The following is a 17215-nucleotide window of genomic DNA, read 5'->3' as shown; positions in this document are numbered from 1 at the left end:
GCGGCCCTCAGCCAGCGACGACATCGCGCGCCGCGACGGTGAGCGTGGCCGGCTCGCTCAGCGGACGGCGGACCGGCGCCTCGAAGCGCGGGCGCGCCGTGCGCGGGCGGACGAGCTCGTCCAGCAGGCCATCGACCTCGGCGAAGTGCTCCTCCCAACGCGGCCGGCGCCAGCGCGCGAGGCGCTTGAGCTGGGTCTCGCGCGCGCGGCTGTCGGGGCGGGCGAAGTCGAGCACGCGCTGGCGCCAGGCGGCGCCGTCCAGCGGATCCAGGTATTCCGGCACGTCGCCGCCCACCTCGCGGAGCGCCGGGATGTTGCTGCAGATGGCCGGCGTGCCGAGGGCCAGCGCCTCGGCCAGCGGCAGCCCGTAGCCTTCGGCGAAGGAGGGGAACAGCAGCGCGCGGGCCCCGCGAAGCAGGCCGGCCACGTGGCGGTCGGTCAGGTTGCCGGTCTCGGTCACCAGGCCGCGCAGCACCGTGCAGCGCTCGAGCAGGTCGAGCACGTTCTCGTTCTCCCAGCCGCGCTTGCCGATCAGGCGCAGGCGCGGCGTGGCGGGGCCGTAGCGCTCGGCCAGGTCGCGCCAGAGATGGAGCAGCAGCAGGTGGTTCTTGCGCGGCTCGATGGTGCCGACGGCGATGAAATAGGGCGGCTCCCCGGCAATGGCCGCAACATCGGGCGGCGTGACGCCGAGCACCGCCACCCGCACCGGCGGCTGGCCCTCCCGCCTCGCGAGATGCGGGCGCAGCGCCGCGGCGGTGGCCGAGGAATTGACGATGATGCCGTCGGCCTGCGCGCTGATGGTGGCCAGGCGGCGCAGGTGCTGCTGCGTCACGCCGGGGCGCGCGTATTCCGGGTGGGTCGCGGGGATCAGGTCGTGGACCAGAGGCACGAACAGCGCGCCCGCCTGGCGCAGCCGCGCGATCGGCTCCTGCTTTTCCATCGCCTTGTGCGACACCAGCAGGAAGGCGCAGCGCTCGGGCCCGGCGAGCGCCCTGGCCAGCCGGTCCCGGCCACGCCCGGCGCAGAGCCAGGCGACGCAGGCGCGTCGGATCCGGCGCGCCTCAGCCCGCGCCGCCTCGCCGCCTTCGCCACCGGCCCATACCTCGGCGAGAGCCGCATGCAGCGCCTTCACCGCGCCGCGCGGCAGGGCGGTGAAATACCCCCAGGGGCTATAGGCGACGAAGGTGCAGTGGTCCTGGTCGCCCGCGAGCCAGCGCGCCACATAGGCCGCCTCGACCCGGTCGATCCCGGACGGCGTGGCGGCACCGGCCACGGACAGCAATCGGGAGACGTCTAGGAGGATGTGCAAATGCGTTGCCACGGGTGAAATCGTTGGGAGACAGTATCGTAAATTGCACACGCCGCGCCTGGATAGGCAACTCGAAGATACGCCCGGCGTGTGGATCCACGGCGACCCGGCAAGGCCAATGCCTCATCGTGCCGCCCTGCATGCTTAGCGGAATTTTACTAATATGGGGTGAATAGCGCGCCAGATATTCGCGTTATGCGTGAGACAGCCCCCCTCGCCAGCGGCCGTACGCGGGGGCAAGCTCCGCTCCATGAGCAAGACCTCCCTCTGGCGCCGCGGTGCCACGGCCGACAGCATCAACGCCCGCTTCGAGGGGACGGTCGCCGGCCTGCTCGGCATCCGCGTTACCGCCGTGACCGAGGAGGGGCTGGAGGCCGAGATGCCGGTCGATGCGCGGCACATCCAGCCCTACGGGATCCTCCATGGTGGCGTCTCGGTGGTGCTGAGCGAGACGCTGGGTTCGATCGCCTCGGTCAATGCGTCGCCGGAGGGTGCGCAGGTGGTCGGCATCGAGGTGAACGCCAACCACCTGGCGACGGTGGCCAATGGCAGCCGGGTCACGGCGCGCTGCCGGCCGCTGCATGTCGGGCGCACGACGCAGGTGTGGCAGACCGAGATTTTCCGCGCGGATGGGCGCATGGCCTGCGTCTCCCGCCTGACCGCGGCGGTGCTCGAGGCCAAGGGCGGCGCCGCGGCCGACGTCGGCAAGGAGGGGTAGGGCGTGATGAAGAAGGTTGTGCTGATCGGAACCGGGGGGACCATCGCCTCGGTGGGACGGCATTCGCGGGACCTGCAGGATTACGGCACGCTGGGGAAGATCCTGGACGCGCCGAGCCTCGCCGCCCGCGTGCCGGAGCTGGCCGAGGTGGCGGAGGTGGTCACCATCCCCTACCGCGCCGTGCCCTCGACCCAGCTGGGGTTTGCCGAGTGGCGGGAGCTGGTCGGCATCATCCATGAGCAGGTGGCGGCCGACCCGGCGATCGGGGGCTTCGTCGTGACGCATGGCACGGCGTCGCTGGAGGAGACCGCCTATTTCCTGTCGCTGACTCTGAAATGCGCCCAGCCCGTCGTGATCACCGGTGCGCAGCGGCCGTCTTCCGCGATTTCGGGCGATGGTCCCATCAACATCCTCAACGCGGTGCGGGTTGCCGCCAGCGACGAGGCGCGCGGCATGGGTGCGCTGGTGCTCTTGAACGACGAGATCCAGGCGGCGCGGGAGGTGACGAAGACCTCCACCTTCCGCATGCAGACGTTCCGGACACCGGATTTCGGCGTGCTTGGCCAGGCGGATGCCGACAGCGTCAATTTTTACCGCCGCCCGGTGCGCAAGGCGGCGCCGGACACGGAGTTCGACATTGCGGGCCTGACCGGCCTGCCGCGGGTGGATGTGGCCTACACCCATTGCGATGCCGATGGCGTGGCGATCGACGCCTATGTCGCCGCAGGTGCGAAGGGCATCGTCACCGCAGGCTTCGCGCCGGGCTTCGTCACGCCGGCCATGGCGAAGGCTCTGGAGGTTGCGCATGCTGCGGGCGTCGTTGTGGCGATGTCCTGCCGCGCCGGTTCGGGCCGGGTCTTCCGCACCACGCGCATCCGCGAGGCGGGCTTCCTGGTCGCCGACAATCTGAACCCGCAGAAGGCCCGCATCCTGCTGGCGCTGGCCTTGACGCGCACCTCTGACCCAGCCGAGATCGCCCGGATGTTCGCGACCTACTGATCGGCCACACCAGTCAGCAAAAATAAAGGAATGGGGTCCGGGGAGATTCTTTTCCCCGGCCTTCTTCGGGAGGGTTCCAATGGTCCAAGTCGACATCCTCGTCCAAGGCTACCCTGGCAAATCCGTCTGCCATGGCGGTCTCGGCTGGAGCACGATCGCGCTGCTGCGCTGGCCGAACGGCCCCGTGGCGCTCATCGACGTCGGTGCCTTCTCGATCCGCCCGGAGTTCGGCAAGCAGCTCAAGGCGCGCGGCGTGAAGCCGGAGGAGGTGACGGACGTGGTGCTCACGCATGCGCACTGGGACCATTCGGTGAACTACACGCTGTTCCCCAATGCGCGGGTGCATATCGGCCGCGCCGAGATGGACTGGGCGGTGGCGGAGCCGGTGGGCTTCAACCCGTTGCCCGAATTGTACGTGCAGGATCTCGCAAAGTCGTCGCGGCTGCGGCTGCTCGATGAGGGCGACGAGGTGTTGCCGGGCATGACCGCGCATCTCGCGCCAGGCCATACGCCGGGGTGCCTGTATTTCTACCTGACCGCGACCGAGGCGCCGATCATCTTCACCGGCGATTCCGCGAAGAACCGCGCCGAGCTGCTGTCGATGGCGACCGACATGACGATGGACGCAGCCGCCAGCCGTGATTCCCTTGCCGCGATCTGGGCGCTGTGGCGGAAGGTGCCGGGCACGCTGGTGGTCCCCGGCCATGACATGACCATGCGCCTGGATGCCGAGGGCAAGCCCGAATACATGGGCCAGCGCCGCGCCGGCATTGCCGCCTGGTTCGACGAGGACCTGGCCGTGACGCATGAGTTCGACATCTCGGCGCCGTGAATGAGGCCGCTCGCGCCTGGGTGCGGCTGCCGTCCGGCCGGCGACTGGACCTGCTGGCGCCGACACCGTTCGACTGGACGGATGAGGATCTCGCCCTCGGGCTCGCGCGTACCTTCCGCTGGGGTGGGCATTCCGCCTGGCCGCAGCCGCTTTCGGTCGCGCAGCACGCGCTGACGGTGCTGGCGCTGCGTAGAACGCGGACACGGCACGGGCTTGATGCGGCGCGCGAGATGCGCGAGTTGCTGCACGACGCCGAAGAGGGGCTGATCAATTTCGACTGCATCTCGCCGTTGAAGCCGTTCCTCGGCGAAGGGTTTTCGGCGCTGTCGGAGCGGCTGACACAGACGGTCGCGACGCGCTACCGCCTGCCGGCCTGGACGGTGGAGGAGAAGCGCGCCCACAAATCCGCCGATGTCGCGGCGGCGGCGGCCGAGGCGGTGCATGTCGCCGGCTGGACGCCGGTGGAGGTGCGCGAGACTTTGGGTATCGCGGGGCCGATCCTGGCACGAGACCCGCTCGCGGCGCGGTATGCGGAGCAGCCCTGGCGGCCTTGGGCGCCGGATGTCGCGGCGGCGCGGTTTCTGGAGGAGCTGAGCGCGCTGCAGGCGCGGCGCGACCACCGGCCAGGCGTCAGCGAGGCTTGATAAAGCGGCCGCGTCAGCGGCAGCCGCCCGAACGGGGGCCGTTGTCGCTGATCTCGCCGCGCGCGTTCACCGGCAGGCTCTGGTGGCATTCGCGCGCACGCGGCGGCAGGGCGCGCACCAGCACCGCGGCGGTGCCGGCATATTGGCAGACGAGGACATAGCCGCGCGGGCTCCGGCGCGAGATATCCCAGCTCTGGCGCAGCGATGGCGGGGTCGGACGGCCGCGCGCGCCGGTATCGGGCATCAGCGTGCCGGGCGCCTGGGCCATGACGTCGCTTTCGGGACCATCGATCACGCTGATGCCGCTGAACGGGCGCGGCGGCGGCAGCTCGGCGGCGCGGTAGGGAAAGCCGGTGGGCGAGGGACGCGCCACCAGGGTGAATCCGGGCGCATTCGCCGGCAGCGTCCGCGGGCAGGTGATCTCCTGCGCCGCGAGCGGCGTGGCGATCAGCAGCAGGGGCAGCAGGGACAGGCGCATGGGCGGCCTCGAGATCGGGTTGCGGGGCGACGCTGCACCCGCCCGGCGCCACGGGCAAGCGCGGCTCAGGCCAGGCCCAGGGCGCGCATCTCCGACATCGCCGCGCGCACCGGGGTGAAACCCGCAACCGCCTCCAGCCCCGCGTAGCGCATCGCGCGCAGCTCGGATTCCGAGAGCGAAAGAATGCTGCGCAGCGCGGCGGCCACGGCATCGGCGTCGGTGGTGTCGACGAGGAAGCCGCTCACGCCGTCGGCGATGAAATCCGGTGCGCCGCCGAGCCGCGGGGCGAGTGCGACACAGCCGCAGGCCATCGCCTCGGCCGCCGTGCGGCCGAAGGCCTGGTAGTCGGACAGGTCGAGGAAGACATCCGCGGCGCGCATCAGCGCCGCCACATCCTGCTGGCGCAGGCGCCCCAGCATGCGCACGCCTTCGGGCGTGACGAGGCCCGCCTGCTCCATCTCCTCCGCATCGGCGCCGAAGCCCACCACCTCCACATCGCCGAACTCGCCGGCGGCGAGGCGCGCCATCAGCTTCAGCGTGCGGCGCGGCGCGCGGCGTGGTGTTGCCGGCCGCACCATCGCCACCACCACGCGCCGCCCCGGGCTGCGCGGCGCGGGGCCATACAGGCCGTGGTCGATGCTCGGCACCACGCGCACCGCATCGAGGCCATGCGCCGCCTGCACGATGCCGGTGAGCCAGCTGGTCTTGGCGAAGTAGACGCAGTTGGGCAGCAACGCGAAGCTCGCCACTGCAAGCTGATGTTCGGAGGTGCCGGCGGCGTAGAACAGCGGCTCATAATCCTGCACGTAGTAGCCGGTGCGGATGGCGGAGTTGCGCATCGTCAGCAGCGCCTCGCTGATCGAGTGGACGGAGGTGTTGGTGGTGCCGATCACCACCTCGGCCTCGGCGGCGAGGAGGGCCAGGTCCTTGGGCCCGTCGAACACGCCCATTCCACCCTCGGCGACCCAGGCGAAGCGGTCATAGGCGGCGGCGAATTGCGGCGCATTGGCGCGATTGACCAGCACCCGCGCCTCGACGCCCAGCGCGCGCAGCGCGGTCACTTCCTGCACCACCGAATGGGCGCCGCCACTGCCGCCGCGCACCGGCAGCACGAATGCGATACGCGCCATGCTCAGCTGATCTCCTTGAGGCGGTCGAGCATGCGCGCGCGCACGCGCACCAGCGCGGGGCAGGACTGCATGGTGCGCTCGAGGGCGGCGATGTTCACGCCCAGATGCTTGTTGGTCATCTCGAGCCCGCCGGCGCGGGTCAGCGGGCTGCGCCCGGCGGCGCCGAAGCTCAGCGACTTGTGGTGATAGACGAAGGCGTCGTCGGCGAGCGTCAGGCGGAAGCCGGCGCGGCGCGCGCGCAGGCACAGATCGGTCTCCTCGCCATAGCCCATCGGGAAGGCCTCCTCGTCATAGGCGCCGATTCGGTCGAGGACGGTGCGTGCGATCAGCGTGCAGAAGCCGTTCAGCACCGGGAATTCCGGGTATTCGCGCGTCGAGACCTCGTCGAGCAGGCGCTGCACTGCGTCTAGGTGCTCGGGCTCGATCATGTCGTTGACCGACCACGACCCGTCGGGTCGCTTGACCTCGGGGATCGACTGCCAGGTTGCGGCGTTGGACAACGGGCCAACCATCCCGGTGCCTGGCCTTGCGCGCGCCGCGGCGTGCAGCCGGTCGAGCCAGCCATGCGGGACGACGGTGTCTGAGTTCAGCACCACCACCCATGGGGCTTGCGTGAGCGCCACCGCCTCGTTGATGGACTTGGTGTAGCCGCGGTTGGTGTCGCGCCGGTGCAGGATGAAGCGCGGATCGCCGGCGACTTCCCGGCGCAGCATCTCTGCGGTGAAGCCGCGGCTGCCATCATCGACGATCAACACCTGGAAGGGCCCGGTGCCGGCGGCGCGCAGCGCGCGCAGGCAGCCGCGCACGATGTCGTCGCCATTGTAGACGGGCAGGATGACTTGGGTGAACGGGTGCGCGTCGCCGGCTGCGACGCACGGGGATTGGCCGGCCGCCGGCGGCATCGCCGGCAGCAGCGCGTGCGTTGGCATGGCCGCCTCGCCATGCACCCGCACCAGCTCGGCCAGCGCGTCGAAGGCGCTGTGCAGGCGCTGATCCTCCATCCCGGCCGCCGAGGATCCGGCCGGCGCCACGATGCGCGGCGGCATGGCCGCCAGGCCGCGCGCGTTCAGCGCCTCCACGCCAAGCCAGAGCGCGCCCGCCGCGAAGTCCTCCTCGCTCAGCGTGATCTGGGCCGTGATGAGGCTCGGGCGGCGGAACACGCGCACCCGGCGCAGGCGGCGCAGCTTCTCGAAGCCGCCGAAGCGGAACACCATGAGCCAGAGTTCGGCCTGCGCCTGCATCGCCCGCTGCGTCGCCTGTGGCAGCCAGGCGCGCAGCTGCAGCAACGCGGGCGTGTCCTCGATGGTGGGCATCAGTGGTGCGAGGGGAAAGTGCAGCGCGATGCGTCCGCTCGGCGCATCGGCCAGGATGCGGATGCCGCGTTCGGGCGCGGTGTCGGCCGTCATCGGGTCGCCAACGACAAGCTCGTAGCGCAGCGAACGTGCGGGCGGCTCGGCGGCCACGAAGAGGCCGGGCGCGAGTTCCACCGGATCGCCCGCGCTCACATGGCCGGTGAGCGGCGCGTCCCAGCGGGCAAGCGGCGCCTCGGCCTCGTTGGCCTGCACCGCCGCGCCGCGCCCGACGGCGATGGGCGAACCCGCGAGCTCCAGGCCGGTGGCGAGGTTCCAGACGCGCAGCTCGCGCGGCACGCCGTCGCGCACCGATGACGGCAGGTGCCAGGTGAAGCCGCAGGCACCATCGGGCAGCGCCTCCGCATCGGGTGCGAGTGGCCAGGCCGCCAGAGTGCGCAGACCGAGCCCCGGCACCTGGATCGCGATCTCTGGCGGCTCGCCGGGCACGTCCGCCTCGCCGAGCGCCCAGCCGGTGAGGCGCGCGCCATCCTCGGACTGCTCCAGACGAACGCGTCCGGTGATGTCGCCCTGGTTGGCGGCGACGGGATCGATGACGTTCATGCCGGTGCGCTCAGCCGTTCGACGGTGGGTGCGCCGATGATCGGCGCCGGGCCATGCGCCGGCGGGAAGGCGGCGGCGAGCACGGGTGATTCGAAATCCTCGGGCGCGGCCAACGCTGCCCCGAGCCGGCAGAGCGGCTGCGGCGGCAAGACCACCAGCGTGCCTGGCGCGCCCATCCGTAATACGAGCGCGAGGCCGCCAGCGCCCAATGCCGCGACCTCCGCCGCATCGAGTGCGAGGTCGAAGCACGCCATGCGCCGCTGCGCCGTGGCCGGGAGCTCGAGCAGAAGACGCGATCGCCCCGTGCCGGCATCGTACAGCGCCAGGCTCAACGGCATCGCAGCGCCGATGGCGCGGAGTTCGATCGCCATGCGCAGCCCTTCCGCCAGGATCGGCGCGGCCTCCGGGTGCAGCGCGAAGGCGACCTCGCCGCCGCCATCCTCCGGGCGCAGCCACAGCCCGTAGAAGGGCAGCTCGCCGGGGCGCCGCTCATGCGCCTCGGCCACGGCATAGCGCAGGCGAACATCGGCACGCAGCGTCAGCCCGGGCGAGGGTTCGACCGTGGCGGTGCCGGCGCTGCCTTCGACCGCGCCCGGCCATTCGCGCAGCCACGGATTGCGCAGCGGCGAAGGCAGGCCAGGCAACGGCGCCAGGCGCTGTTCGAGCAGCCGCGCCGCCTCGGCCGCGACGGTGTCCTCGGGTGCCACCGCCAGAAGCGCGCGCCAGCGGCGGAGCGCGGTGCGCAGCGCGCCGGTCGCCTCGGTCGCCTCGGCCGCGCCACGCAGCGCCTCGCGTTCGAGCGGGTCGCGGCGGATCGCGGCCATGAACTCGCCCAGCGCCTCGAGCGGGCGGCCGAGGCCGAGCAGCAGACGCCCGCGCTTGAGCAGCCGTTCGCGATGCGCGGGGTCGGTGGGTGGAACCGCGGCCCAAAGCTCCACCGCCTCGCCGTGGCGGCCCGCCGCCATGGCGATGCGGGCGAGGATGATGACCGCGCGGGTCAGTTCCGGGCGCATCGCCAGCGCCGCGCGGGCGTGGCGCTCGGCGAGCGCCATCTCGCCCATGGTGAAGGCGACGCGGGCGCGCACGGAGAGCATGTCGGCGTGGCGCGGCGCCGCCTTCAACCCGGCATCGAGCAGCGCGGCGGCGGCGGCGAAGTCGCCCCGGGCCTCGGCGTTGCGCGCCTCCTGCAGGGCGGCGCGGGCGCGCTCTGCCGCGGTGGCCATCGGCGCCGGCGCGATGAAGGGGGTCCGGGCGAAGGACGCCGGAAGGGCGGGCCCGGGGCGCATGAGCGCAATGCCGGTCCTCGCCTCCAGCAGCTGGAACAGCCGATCGAAGAGCGGCCACTCGGCGCGGCGCGGGCCCAGGCAGGCGGCCTGCGCCGCCGCCAGCCGCGGGCGATTGGCGGCGAAACTCAGCTCGCGGCGGAACAGCGCCCGACCCGGGCCACCATTGGTGAGCCCCGCAGCCACCTCGCGCAGCGCGCCATCGAGGGCAACAGGCGAGGCCACCAGGCGGACGGCGCCGGGCGCGGCGAGCTCGGTGATCGGCGGCACCGGCGTCGCGATCACCGGCACGCCCATGGCCAGCGCATCGGTCAGCTTCGCCGGCGTCTGCCAGGCGGAGATCGCCGCCGCGGGGTCCTGCAGGATGGCGACCGCATCGGCCATGCCGGCCAGCGCGGGCAGGCGCTGCCAGGGCTGGTCGCCATGCAGGGCGACGCGTGCGACGGACTGGCGCAGCCGTCCTAGAAGCGCCATGTCGCGGATGGTGCCGATGACGCAGAGCGCGAGGCGCGGATCAGCCAGCCGCTCCATCGCCTCGACCAGCTGGACCAGCCCCTTGTGCTGGCGCGGCGTGCCCAGGAACAGCACCACGCGATCCTCCGGCCCATAGCCGAATTCGGCCCGCAGCGCGGCACGGTCGTGCAGGGCCGGGTCGAACAGCGCCTCGTCGCGTGCGTGGCGGAGGATGGTGCCGCCATAGGCACGCTGCAGGGCGCCGGAGGAGACGGTGATGCCATCGGCCTCCCCAACCAGCGTGGCGCAAAACCGCGTCCAGATCGGGCTGCGCGGCTTGGCGAAGGCGAGCGGGTCCTCTGCGGCGGCGGCTTCCAGCGCCTCGAAGCCTGCTTGTGTCTGGTCGTCGAGGAAGGCGAGTTCGTGGTCGTCGATGTCGAGCAGCAGCGGGCATCCCGTGCGCTGGCGGATCAGCGCGCCGATCAGCAGGCTCGCGAGGCGCGGCTTGCCGACATGGACGAGATCGCAGCGCGTCGCGTCGGCCAGGACGACGGCACCGGCCACCAGGCTGCGCAGATCGCCGGCGGCGAAGCTGCGCATCGGGATGGGGCTGTCGGCGATCGGCGGCCAGATCCGACCGCCCTGGCTTTCGAAGATCGGCCCGACCAGCTCCGTCGCGTCGCCGGGGCCGGCGAGTTCGGCCAGCATATGGGCCCGCGCCACGGGGTTGTGCGCCATGTCCCAGGCGATGACGGTGACGTGCCGGGCGCCGACGCGAGATCCTGCCGGGCCGGCCGCGGCATTGGCCGTGATGCGCGGCGTCTCCACCGGCGGCGGCTCGGCCCACGCCGTTTCGGTGCCGGCGCGCGCGGCGGCGAGGTTGCGCAAGGCGCGCGCCACCGGCGGGACGGAGGCTTCGATGCTGCGCAGCATGGCCGGCGCGGTCAGCGCCCAGGCCAGGAACCCCAGCCAGCCACCCGCCGGCGGCTGGGCGCCGAGCACCAGCGCCACCCAGTCGCGCAGATAGGGGTCCGGCAGCACGCCCAGGCGGGCATGCGGCGGCAGCGTTCCCTCGGTAACGGCCGGCACCACCTCCGCGCCGAATTCCCCCGCCCGCGCCACCGCCTGGACGACGAGGTGCAGGGGCCGCCCGGTGTGGCGCTGCAGGGTTTCGGCCCGCCGGCTCTCCCGCCCCAGCAGCAGGACATGGACGAGTTGGACATCGGCGGCTGTCGCGAAGCGCTCCATACCGGTGACACCCCTGGCTGGGGGCTGCCCCGGTCCGCTGTCTTCGGCGTCGGACACGCGCGTTCAGGCTCCGCTAGGGTTCCGAACGATGTCCTAGCATGACCTGACGCCGCTTAGAATCCAGTCGCGGTCAGGCCTCGACCTGCTCGACCGCCACGACTTCGGGCACATAGTGACGCAGCATGTTCTCGACGCCATGCTTGAGCGTGGCACGCGAGGAGGGGCAGCCCGAGCAGGCACCCTGCATGCGCAGCCGCACGATGCCGTCGCGATAGCCGCGGAACACGATGTCGCCACCGTCGCCGGCCACGGCGGGGCGCACCCGGGTGTCGAGCAGTTCCTTGATCTGGGCCGCGATCTCGAGGTCGGCGGGGTCCACATCCTCGGCTTCCGCCTCGGCGTCCGCACCCTCGAGCACCGGCAGGCCGGCGGTGAAATGCTCCATCACAGCGCCCAGCACGCGCGGGCGCAGCGTCTGCCACTCGGTCTCGTCGGATTTGGTGACGGTGATGAAATCGGCGCCCAGGAACACCCGCGCCACGTCGCCCAGCGCGAAGATGCGCGCGGCGAGCGGGCTGCGGGCGGCGGCCTCCTCGGCCGCGGTGAAGTCGGCGGTGCCGCGCTCGCCCATCACGTCCCGGCCGGGGAGGAACTTCAGGGTGGCGGGGTTCGGGGTGGCTTCGGTCTCGATGAACATGGCGCTGGTCCGATACGGCTGGGAGGGGTTGTTCATACCGCACGACCCCGGTCCGGTTTCGCGATAGGTGGCGCGGATGGGCCGATTGCGCAACGGGGAGGGTGCAATCCAGCCTCTCATTCCAGCCAAGTGAGGCCTGGGGCCTTGTCGGGGGCCGCTGCGGTCAATACATCTCGGGCTGTTGCAATCCACCCCATCCGTTGAGACGGGGGCGGGCACGGTGCCTCATCGTTGGGCCGGACCCGTCAGCCACATAGGAGAGTATTTGGATGAGCAAGGTCATTGGTATCGACCTCGGCACCACCAATTCCTGCGTCGCGGTCCTTGAAGACAAGGATGTGCGCGTCATCGAGAACGCCGAAGGGGCACGGACGACGCCCTCGATGGTGGGCTTCGCCAAGAATGGCGAACGCCTCGTCGGCCAGTCCGCCAAGCGCCAGGCGGTCACCAATCCCACCAATACGCTGTATGCCGTCAAGCGCCTGATCGGCCGTCGATTCGACGATCCGATGGTGCAGAAGGATATCGGCCTCGCGCCGTTCGAGATCGTGCGCGCCGACAATGGCGACGCCTGGGTCAAGGTGAACGGCCAGAGCTACGCGCCGCAGCAGATCAGTGCGAACGTGCTGACCAAGATGAAGGAGACGGCCGAGGCCTATCTCGGCGAGAAGGTGACGCAGGCCGTCATCACGGTCCCCGCCTATTTCAATGACGCCCAGCGCCAGGCGACCAAGGAAGCCGGCGCGATCGCGGGCCTCGAGGTGCTGCGCATCATCAATGAGCCGACGGCGGCAGCCCTCGCCTACGGCATGGACAAGAAGCACACCGGCACGATCGCCGTGTATGACCTTGGCGGCGGTACCTTCGACATCTCCGTGCTGGAAATCGGCGACGGCGTGTTCGAGGTGAAGTCCACCAATGGCGACACCTTCCTCGGCGGCGAGGATTTCGACCAGCGTGTGATCGACTACCTGGCCGACGAGTTCAAGCGCGAGAACGGCATCGATCTGCGCGGCGACAAGCTTGCCCTGCAGCGCCTGAAGGAAGCCGCCGAGAAGGCCAAGATCGAGTTGTCCTCGGCCAAGCAGACCGAGATCAACCTGCCCTTCATCACCGCGGACGCGAGTGGGCCGAAGCACCTGGTGTTGCAGGTGACGCGCGCGAAGCTGGAAGCGCTGGTCGATGACCTGATCGCGCGCACCATGGAGCCGTGCAAGAACGCGCTCAAGGATGCGGGCCTGACGGCGGGCGAGATCGACGAGGTCATCCTGGTCGGCGGCATGACGCGCATGCCCAAGGTGATCGAGGCGGTGAAGGCCTTCTTCGGCAAGGAGCCGGCGCGCAACGTGAACCCCGACGAGGTCGTCGCCATCGGCGCGGCCATCCAGGGCGGCGTGCTCAAGGGCGACGTCAAGGACGTGCTGCTGCTCGACGTGACGCCGCTGTCGCTCGGCATCGAGACGCTGGGAGGGGTGTTCACACGCCTGATCGACCGCAACACGACGATCCCGACCAAGAAGTCCCAGGTCTTCTCGACCGCCGACGACAACCAGACCGCGGTCACCATCAAGGTGTTCCAGGGCGAGCGCGAGATGGCCGGCGACAACAAGCTGCTGGGCAATTTCGACCTGCAGGGTATCCCGCCCGCACCCCGTGGTGTCCCCCAGGTCGAGGTCACGTTCGACATCGACGCCAACGGCATCGTCTCGGTTCAGGCCAAGGACAAGGCGACCGGCAAGGAGCAGCAGATCAAGATCCAGGCGAAGTCTGGCCTGTCTGATGCCGATATCGAGCGGATGGTGAAGGAGGCGGAGGCCAATTCCGACGCCGACAAGAAGCGCCGCGAGACAGTCGAGAGCCGCAACCAGCTCGACAGCCTTGTCCACTCCACGGACAAGACGCTGAAGGAGAATGGCGACAAGATCCCGGCCGAGGACAAGACCGCCGTCGAGGCGGCGCTGGTCAGCGCGCGGGAGGCCTTGGAGGGCCAGGACGACGACCGGATCAAGTCGGCGACCGAAAGCCTCACCCAGGTCGCCATGAAGATGGGCGAGGCGCTGTACAAGGCGCAGGCCGCCGCAGCCGAGGCCCCGCCCCCGGGCGACGCGCCCGGCAAGCAGCCGGATGGCAAGGTGGTCGACGCCGAGTTCGAGGAAGTCGACCCCACCAAGAAGAAGCCCTCGTGAACCGTGATCCCCGCCCGGCGCGTGCCGGGCGGGGGCTTTCGCGCTGCCAGGGGAGCGTGTGACCGCAATGGCGAAGCGGGATTACTACGAAGTGCTCGGCGTCGCGCGCGACGCCGATGAGGAGGCGTTGAAGAAGGCGTATCGCAAGCTCGCGATGCAGTTCCACCCGGACCGCAACCAGGGGAACGACGACGCCGAGGTGAAGTTCAAGGAGGCCGGCGAGGCCTACGAGGTCCTCAAGGACGCCGAAAAGCGCGCCGCCTATGACCGCTTCGGCCATGCCGCCTTCGAGGGCGGCGGCGGTGGCGGCCAGGGCCCCTTCAGCGGCGGCTTCGAGGATATCTTCGAGGAGATGTTCGGCCGCTTCGGCGGTGGTGGCGGGCGCCAGCGCGCAGCCGCTGGGCGGGGCTCGGACCTGCGTACCCAGATCGAAGTGACGCTCGAGGAAGCCTTCGGGGGCACCAAGAAAACCATTCGCGTGCCCTCCTCGGTCAGCTGCGACGCCTGCAAGGGCTCGGGTGCCGAGGGTGGCACGGCCTCCGCCAGCACCTGCGGCACCTGCCAGGGGCAGGGCAAGGTTCGCGCGCAGCAGGGCTTCTTCCTCATCGAGCGCACCTGCCCGACCTGCAACGGCACCGGGCGCATCATCAAGAACCCCTGCAAGGTCTGCCAGGGCGCGGGGCGCGTGCATCGCGACCGCAACCTCTCCGTCACCGTGCCCCCGGGCGTCGAGGACGGCACCCGCATCCGCCTGGCCGGCGAGGGGGAGGCGGGGATGCGCGGCGCGCCCTCGGGCGATCTCTACGTCGATGTCGCGGTCAAGCCGCACCCGATCTTCCATCGCGAGGGCGCCTCGATCCTGGTGCAGGTGCCGCTGCGCATGACCCAGGCCGCGCTCGGCGGGCATGTCGAGGTGCCGACCGTCGATGGCGGGCGCGCCAAGGTGACCATCCCCGCTGGCACCCGTGCCGGCGAGCAGTTCCGCCTGCGTGGCAAGGGGTTCTCCGTGCTGCGCTCGGCGGCGCGTGGGGACATGTTCGTCCAGGTCGCAGTGGAGACGCCGCAGAACCTCACCGCAAAGCAGCGCGAACTGCTGGAGCAGTTCGAGGCCGAGGCGGCCAAAAGCGGCAAGTCGAGCCCGGACAGCGAGGGCTTCTTCGCCAAGGTGAAGGAATTCTGGGACGGCTTGGCGCGGTGAAGCTGCCCGCCCTGCCCTTCACCGCGGTCGACTGGTCCGCCATTCCCGCCGAACGCCACGATGGCGAAGCCGGCTTCGCGCTGTGGCGCACCATGCAGACCGGCAACGTGCGGGTGCGCGTGGTCGAATACTCGCCTGGCTACCTGGCGGACCATTGGTGCGACCGTGGCCACGTCCTGTATGTGCTCGCCGGCGAGCTGGAGAGCGAGCTCCGCGATGGCCGCCGCTTCGTGCTGCGGCCCGGAATGGGCTATCAGGTGTCCGACTTCGGCGATGCGGCGCATCGTTCGTCCACCCGCGACGGGGCTACGCTGTTCATCGTCGACTGACGCCGGCGCGAAAGCCGGCATCATGCCCTGGGTACCCGGCGAGGGTATGCGCGCGCCCGAAGCCCGGCGATGGTTCGCAAGCGTCAGCGACACGAGGGAAAATGTCACATGAACAAGCCCATCCTGCTGACCGGTGCCGCCGGCAATCTCGGCCGCGTCCTCACCAAGGGCCTGGCCGAGCACGGCTTCGACCTGCGTCTCACCGATGTCCGCCCCTTCCCCGACACGTTGCCCTCCGGTGCCGTGTTCGAGCAGGCCGACCTCGAGGACGGGGTCGCGCTGCTGCGGCTGGCCGAAGGCTGCGGCACCATCCTGCATTTCGGCGGCGTCAGCACGGAGCGACCTTTCGAGCAGATCATCGGGCCGAACCTGCGCGGCCTGTTCCACATCTATGAAGCCGCACGCAGGGAGCGCGCGCGGGTGGTCTTCGCGAGCTCGAACCACGCCATCGGCTTCCATGAGCGACCCACCGAAGACTCCGGGTTGCTGGACGTCGCGGACCCCTTCCGGCCGGATGGCTATTACGGCCTGTCCAAGGCCTATGGCGAGCTGATGGGGCGGATGTACTGGGACAAGCACGGGGTGGAGAACGTGAACCTCCGCATCGGCGCCTGCTATGCGCGCCCGGCCGATCGCCGGCAGCTGTCCATCTGGCTGTCCTTCCCGGACCTGGTGCGGCTCGCCACCTGCTGCATCGAGGCGGAGCGCGTCGCCCACGCCGTGGTGTGGGGCGTATCGCAGAACCCGGCCAGCTACTGGGGCAACGACCACCGCGAACGCATCGGCTGGGAGCCGCAGGACAGCGCCGAGCCGTTCCGCGCCGAGGTGCAGCATATCCTCGACGACGCGGTGAGCGAGCGCTACCAGGGCGGAACCTTCGCAGCCGCGGGCTATTCCAGGACGGAGCCCGCGCCCCGCGAAACCTTCGCGCTTGACTGAGCTGCGGCTGCGCGCCGGCGCTTGGTCGGCGGTGCTGCTGCCGACACAGGGCGCGGCTTTCGCGGAACTCGGGCATGCGGGGGTCGCCGTGCTCGCGCCGCTGCCGCCGGGGGCGGATTCGAATACGGCGGTGACCGGCGCCTTCTGGATGATCCCGTGGGCGAACCGGATGGCGGATGGCGTCCTCGGGACCGGCTGGAACCTGCCGGTGAACCGCGCGAGGGACAAAACCGCCATCCACGGACTCTCGCGCGACCGGCCCTGGCAGGTGCTCCGCGCGACGGCGGACCAGGCGCGGCTGGTGCAGACGGTGTCGGCGCCCCCCTATGCCTACCGCGCGATGGTGTCCGTGCGCCTTGACGAGGACGGCGTGAGGATCGCGGCGCTTGTCACGAATCACGGCGTCGAACCCGCGCCGATCGGGCTCGGCTGGCACCCGTGGTTCGCGCGTCGGCCGGGACAGCGCGTGAGCTTCGCAGCCCGGCACCGGCTCGCCACCGATGAGAGGCTGCTGCCGGTTGCGGTCGCTGCATCGCCAGGGCTTGAGGACGCCGAGATCGACAGCATCGAAGGAACAGACGCGCATTTCGCCGGCTGGAACGGGCGCGCACGGCTCGAGGACAGCATCCTGCGGCTGACGATGCGCGCTGGCGGCACCTGGGCGCGCAACCTGCAGCTCTATGTTCCCCCGCACGCCCGGACGATCTGCCTGGAGCCGGCGAGCCATATTCCCAATGCGCCGAACTGCCCGGCGCTGGCACCGCTCGGCCCGCTGCGGCCACTCGCGCCCGGGGCCTCGCGCAGCGCCTGGCTCCACCTCGCCGCACTGCACTGAAGCCCGGTTCACAAACCCCCCGGG

At 70.8% G+C, this 17215-nt stretch carries 15 protein-coding genes; 9 read left to right on the top strand and 6 right to left on the bottom strand.

What is annotated here, in order from left to right; all coding sequences use genetic code 11:
- Positions 1-7 precede the first annotated feature (7 nt).
- Entirely contained in the window at positions 8-1321 is a 1314-nt protein-coding gene (locus GXW79_RS04585; RefSeq protein WP_211873164.1) for a glycosyltransferase family 4 protein, read from the bottom strand.
- Between the two features lie 238 nt (positions 1322-1559).
- Here GXW79_RS04585 and GXW79_RS04580 point away from each other — a divergent pair, with 238 nt between their 5' ends.
- The 4 genes from GXW79_RS04580 to GXW79_RS04565 all read left to right on the top strand — a co-directional run bounded on the left by GXW79_RS04580 (position 1560) and on the right by GXW79_RS04565 (position 4502).
- Positions 1560-2027: a hotdog fold thioesterase gene (locus tag GXW79_RS04580; RefSeq protein WP_211873163.1), complete on the top strand. Its 468-nt coding sequence runs from the start codon at positions 1560-1562 to the stop codon at positions 2025-2027.
- A gap of 6 nt (positions 2028-2033) precedes the next feature.
- Positions 2034-3026 (top strand): asparaginase, encoded by a 993-nt coding sequence (locus GXW79_RS04575; RefSeq protein ID WP_211873274.1) that lies wholly within the window; start codon positions 2034-2036, stop codon positions 3024-3026.
- Positions 3027-3105: 79 nt separating this feature from the next.
- Positions 3106-3858: an MBL fold metallo-hydrolase gene (locus GXW79_RS04570; protein ID WP_211873162.1), complete on the top strand. Its 753-nt coding sequence runs from the start codon at positions 3106-3108 to the stop codon at positions 3856-3858.
- Positions 3855-4502, top strand: a complete 648-nt coding sequence (locus tag GXW79_RS04565) for an HD family hydrolase (protein WP_211873161.1) — start codon at positions 3855-3857, stop codon at positions 4500-4502. Before GXW79_RS04570 ends, GXW79_RS04565 begins: the two co-directional genes overlap by 4 nt.
- A 13-nt stretch (positions 4503-4515) precedes the next feature.
- Here GXW79_RS04565 and GXW79_RS04560 read toward each other — a convergent pair whose 3' ends face one another.
- The 5 genes from GXW79_RS04560 to GXW79_RS04540 all read right to left on the bottom strand — a co-directional run bounded on the left by GXW79_RS04560 (position 4516) and on the right by GXW79_RS04540 (position 11704).
- A complete protein-coding gene (locus tag GXW79_RS04560) occupies positions 4516-4980 on the bottom strand; it encodes an STY0301 family protein (protein ID WP_211873160.1) in 465 nt (154 codons plus the stop codon).
- 65 nt (positions 4981-5045) lie between these two features.
- Positions 5046-6110, bottom strand: coding sequence for a glycosyltransferase family 4 protein (locus GXW79_RS04555; RefSeq protein ID WP_211873159.1), 1065 nt, complete (start codon positions 6108-6110; stop codon positions 5046-5048).
- Positions 6111-6112: 2 nt separating this feature from the next.
- Entirely contained in the window at positions 6113-8023 is a 1911-nt protein-coding gene (locus GXW79_RS04550) for a glycosyltransferase family 2 protein (RefSeq protein WP_211873158.1), read from the bottom strand.
- Complete coding sequence (locus GXW79_RS04545; RefSeq protein WP_211873157.1) at positions 8020-11064, bottom strand: glycosyltransferase; 3045 nt, start codon at positions 11062-11064, stop codon at positions 8020-8022. The genes GXW79_RS04550 and GXW79_RS04545 overlap by 4 nt, the downstream gene beginning before the upstream one ends.
- Positions 11065-11137: 73 nt before the next feature.
- Positions 11138-11704: a NifU family protein gene (locus tag GXW79_RS04540; protein WP_211873156.1), complete on the bottom strand. Its 567-nt coding sequence runs from the start codon at positions 11702-11704 to the stop codon at positions 11138-11140.
- 269 nt (positions 11705-11973) lie between these two features.
- Here GXW79_RS04540 and dnaK point away from each other — a divergent pair, with 269 nt between their 5' ends.
- The 5 genes from dnaK (at position 11974) to GXW79_RS04515 (ending at position 17191) form a co-directional block, all read left to right on the top strand.
- Positions 11974-13890 carry a molecular chaperone DnaK gene (gene dnaK / locus GXW79_RS04535; RefSeq protein WP_211873155.1) on the top strand — a complete coding sequence of 639 codons (1917 nt, stop codon included), beginning with the start codon at positions 11974-11976 and terminating at the stop codon, positions 13888-13890.
- Between the two features lie 67 nt (positions 13891-13957).
- Positions 13958-15088 carry a molecular chaperone DnaJ gene (gene dnaJ / locus GXW79_RS04530; protein WP_211873154.1) on the top strand — a complete coding sequence of 377 codons (1131 nt, stop codon included), beginning with the start codon at positions 13958-13960 and terminating at the stop codon, positions 15086-15088.
- Positions 15085-15417, top strand: a complete 333-nt coding sequence (locus GXW79_RS04525; RefSeq protein ID WP_211873153.1) for a DHCW motif cupin fold protein — start codon at positions 15085-15087, stop codon at positions 15415-15417. The genes dnaJ and GXW79_RS04525 overlap by 4 nt, the downstream gene beginning before the upstream one ends.
- Positions 15418-15525: 108 nt before the next feature.
- A complete protein-coding gene (locus GXW79_RS04520; RefSeq protein WP_211873152.1) occupies positions 15526-16356 on the top strand; it encodes an NAD-dependent epimerase/dehydratase family protein in 831 nt (276 codons plus the stop codon).
- On the top strand, positions 16349-17191 hold the full coding sequence (locus tag GXW79_RS04515) for an aldose epimerase family protein (RefSeq protein WP_211873151.1): 843 nt from the start codon (positions 16349-16351) through the stop codon (positions 17189-17191). The genes GXW79_RS04520 and GXW79_RS04515 overlap by 8 nt, the downstream gene beginning before the upstream one ends.
- The last annotated feature ends 24 nt before the right edge of the window (positions 17192-17215 follow it).

The sequence above is a fragment of the Plastoroseomonas arctica genome (genome assembly GCF_018128965.1).
Taxonomy (GTDB): domain Bacteria; phylum Pseudomonadota; class Alphaproteobacteria; order Acetobacterales; family Acetobacteraceae; genus Plastoroseomonas; species Plastoroseomonas arctica.
The sequence above is the reverse complement of the archived record's forward strand: the minus strand, read 5'-3'. Positions and strand labels throughout refer to the sequence as shown.